This is a genomic window from Mesorhizobium sp. M7A.F.Ca.CA.004.12.1.1 (assembly GCF_003997835.1).
GTDB lineage: Bacteria > Pseudomonadota > Alphaproteobacteria > Rhizobiales > Rhizobiaceae > Mesorhizobium.
Map to the genome: position 1 here is coordinate 1 of NZ_RZRK01000629.1, position 3,634 is coordinate 3,634.

Consider the following 3,634-nt stretch of genomic DNA (forward strand, 5'->3'; position numbering starts at 1 on the left):
GGTAAAGGCAGTGTCGAAGTCGCCGATCTTGCCTTCGAGAAGCGCGTCGACCGCGTCGTCGAAAGAGGCGCCGGAGACGTCGCCCGACATCGCCTTGACCTCCTCCAGTCCGATCTCGTTCTGGCCATGTGCATAGAGCACGAGCTTCTCGATCTCGCCGCGCGAGGCCAACCGGTCGCCGCCGAGATTGCGGCGCAGCGCCTGTCTCGCCTCCATGGTCATCGACATGCCGGTCTTGCTCAGTTCGGCGTCGATGACGCCGTCGATGTCGCGCGCTTCATCGGCATAGCAAGGCAGCGCCATGGCACTGTCGGCCGCCTCGACGATGGCGCGCAATCCGACGCCTTTCTTGAGATCGCCGGCCTCGATGAGAATGATCGCATCGCGCGCCGGCTCCGCCGTCAGCGCCTTGACGTCGTCGGCCAGCGCCTTCTGGCCGCTGGCATTGCGCACCCACAAAAGGCGCCGATCGGAAAACATCGGCACGGTGCGGGCTTCGTCGAGCAGCCGGCCCTCGTCGCGGTCGACCTCCGAACCCTCGAGCCTGACCACCGAGAAGGGATCGTCGAGCGGCAGGCCGGTCTTGCCGGCAAATGCCTTCGCCCGCTCGGATACGAGGCCGCGATCGGGGCCGTAAAGCAGGACGATCGAAATGCGCTGGTCCGGCTTCGCGAGCCAGCCGTCGACCTCGTAAGCTTTCTTCTGTGCCATGCCGGGTTGGTTAGCATGATGCGGGCGTGGGGTGAACCGGGGTGTGCGTGATCTCCCCCTCGAGGGGGAGATGGCCGGCAGGCCAGAGGGGGTCGGTTCGACCGGATGCGACCTTTTCGACAGAGGGCGTTAGCGCTTCACGCGAGGCGACCCCCTCTGTCGCCTGCGGCGACATCTCCCCCTCAAGGGGGGAGATTACGCTTCGCGCTTCCCCAATCACCCTATCTGCCAGCAAACCCGGCTCAATCTTGCGTCTAATTGCGCGCCGGCGCCCAACATCGACAAGAAATTTCGCCGACATATCTTCATCTTGGTGCGTGGGAGGCTGGATCGGCCGGCGCTGCCGGGACCGACGTCCGCAGGCTACCCGACGAATTCGCACTGGCCTGGCGGCGCAGATATGCAAATATCGACACTAGGCAACATTGGAGGACAAAGGTCATGGCCGATGCTGGGATGTTGCGTTTCCACGTTCCGGAACCGGAAGTGCGGCCGGGCGGAACGCCTGATTTTTCCAATGTGCCGATCCCCAAGGCCGGCTCGGTGCCGCGCCCCGAAATCGATGTCGATCCGCGCACCATCCGCGATCATGCCTTCTCGATCATCCGCGTGCTGAACCGCACTGGCGAGGCCGTCGGTCCCTGGGCCGGCCTGCTCTCCGATGAGGAACTTCTGGCCGGCCTGCGCCACATGATGACGCTGCGGACCTTCGACGCGCGCATGCAGATGGCGCAGCGGCAGGGCAAGACCTCGTTCTACATGCAGCATCTGGGCGAAGAGGCGGTGGCTTGCGCCTTCCGCAAGGCGCTGGCGCCGGGCGACATGAATTTCCCGACCTATCGCCAGGCAGGGCTGCTCATCGCCGACGGCTATCCGATGGTCACGATGATGAACCAGATCTATTCCAACGAGGCGGATCCGCTGAAGGGCCGGCAACTACCGGTCATGTATTCGTCGAAGGAGCACGGCTTCTTCTCGATCTCCGGCAATCTGGCGACGCAGTACATCCAGGCGGTCGGCTGGGCGATGGCCTCGGCGATCTCGAACGATTCGCGCATCGCAGCCGCCTGGATCGGCGACGGCTCGACGGCCGAATCCGATTTCCACTCGGCGCTGGTGTTCGCCTCGACCTACAAGGCGCCGGTCGTGCTCAATGTGGTCAACAACCAGTGGGCGATCTCGACTTTTCAGGGCATTGCCCGCGGCGGCTCGGGCACATTCGCGGCAAGGGGGCTCGGCTTCGGTATCCCGTCGCTGCGCGTCGACGGCAACGACTATCTCGCCGTCCATGCGGTGGCCAAATGGGCGGCGGAGCGGGCGCGCAGCAATCTCGGGCCGACGCTGGTCGAATATGTCACCTACCGCGCCGGGGCGCATTCGAGCTCGGACGATCCCTCGGCCTACCGGCCAAAGACCGAGTCCGACGCCTGGCCGCTCGGCGACCCGATCGTGCGGCTGAAAAACCATCTCATCGCGCTTGGCGTCTGGTCGGACGAGCGGCACGCGCAGGCCGAGGCAGAAATCCTCGACACGGTCATCGCGGCGCAGAAGGAAGCCGAAAGCCACGGCACGCTGCATGCCGGCGGCAAGCCGTCGACGCGCGACATGTTCGAGGGCCTCTACGCCGAGATGCCGCCGCATCTCAGACGCCAGCGCCAGCAGGCGGGAGTCTGAGCCATGCCGAGACGGACCATGATCGAGGCCATTCGCGATGCCATGGATGTATCGATGGGGCGCGACGACAAAGTCGTCGTGTTCGGCGAAGATGTCGGCTTCTTCGGCGGCGTCTTCCGCTGCACGCAGGGCCTGCAGGCCAAATACGGCAAGAGCCGCTGCTTCGACGCGCCGATCAACGAATCCGGCATTGTCGGCTCGGCCATCGGCATGGCCGCCTATGGGCTGAAGCCGTGCGTGGAGATTCAGTTTGCCGACTACATGTATCCGGCCTACGACCAGCTGACCCAGGAAGCAGCTAGGCTGCGCTATCGCTCCAATGGCGATTTCACCTGCCCGATCGTGGTGCGCATGCCGACCGGCGGCGGCATCTTCGGCGGCCAGACGCACAGCCAGAGCCCGGAAGCGCTGTTCACCCATGTGTCGGGGCTGAAGACCGTGGTGCCGTCCAACCCGCACGACGCCAAGGGGCTCTTGATCGCGGCGATCGAAGACCCCGATCCGGTGATCTTCCTCGAACCGAAGCGGCTCTACAATGGTCCGTTCGACGGCCATCACGACCGGCCGGTGACGCCGTGGTCGAAACATGAGCTCGGCGAGGTCGCCGACGGCCACTACACTGTGCCGCTCGGCAAGGCGGCGATCCGCCGGCCGGGTTCCGCCATCACGGTGCTCGCCTACGGCACCATGGTCTATGTCGCGCAGGCCGCGGCCGAGGAAACCGGCATCGATGCCGAGATCATCGATCTCAGGACGCTGCTGCCGCTCGACCTCGACACGATCGTCGCTTCGGTCAAGAAGACCGGGCGCTGCGTCATCGTGCATGAGGCGACGCTGACGTCGGGCTTCGGCGCCGAACTGTCGGCGCTGGTGCAGGAAAACTGTTTTTATCACCTCGAAGCGCCGGTTGCTCGCGTTGCCGGCTGGGACACGCCCTATCCGCATGCGCAGGAGTGGGATTATTTCCCCGGCCCCGCCCGTGTCGGCCGTGCCTTGCTTGAAACCATGGGGGCCTGAGATGGGCGAACACATCATCAAGCTGCCCGATGTCGGCGAAGGTGTCGCCGAGGCCGAGCTGGTCGAGTGGCACGTCAAGATCGGCGACATGGTGCGCGAGGACACGGTGCTCGCCGCCGTGATGACCGACAAGGCGACAGTCGAAATCCCGTCGCCGGTCGACGGCGAGATCCTGTGGCTGGGCGCCGAAATCGGCGACACGGTGGCGATTGGTTCGCCCATCGTGCGGCTG

Annotated in this window: 4 protein-coding genes; 3 read left to right on the forward strand and 1 reads right to left on the reverse strand. The window is 65.1% G+C overall.

Translation table 11 applies throughout. From position 1 onward, the window contains the following. Positions 1-711: DNA polymerase III subunit delta (gene holA, locus EN984_RS26490; protein WP_127384064.1), on the reverse strand; the 711-nt coding region annotated here is incomplete at its 3' end. 441 nt (positions 712-1,152) lie between these two features. Here holA and EN984_RS26495 point away from each other — a divergent pair. The 3 genes from EN984_RS26495 to EN984_RS26505 all read left to right on the forward strand — a co-directional run. Beyond that, positions 1,153-2,385: a 3-methyl-2-oxobutanoate dehydrogenase (2-methylpropanoyl-transferring) subunit alpha gene (locus EN984_RS26495; protein WP_127272764.1), complete on the forward strand. Its 1,233-nt coding sequence runs from the start codon at positions 1,153-1,155 to the stop codon at positions 2,383-2,385. Between the two features lie 3 nt (positions 2,386-2,388). Then, positions 2,389-3,402 carry an alpha-ketoacid dehydrogenase subunit beta gene (locus EN984_RS26500; protein ID WP_127271317.1) on the forward strand — a complete coding sequence of 338 codons (1,014 nt, stop codon included), beginning with the start codon at positions 2,389-2,391 and terminating at the stop codon, positions 3,400-3,402. Position 3,403: 1 nt separating this feature from the next. Beyond that, positions 3,404-3,634 (forward strand): biotin/lipoyl-containing protein (locus EN984_RS26505; protein ID WP_348630237.1); only part of this gene is annotated, 231 nt, incomplete at its 3' end.

What these genes read in the sequence shown, in the direction of transcription:
- EN984_RS26495 (WP_127272764.1), top strand. Translation starts at nt 1,153, where the DNA reads ATGGCCGATGCTGGGATGTTGCGTTTCCACGTTCCGGAACCGGAAGTG.
- EN984_RS26500 (WP_127271317.1), top strand. Translation starts at nt 2,389, where the DNA reads ATGCCGAGACGGACCATGATCGAGGCCATTCGCGATGCCATGGATGTA.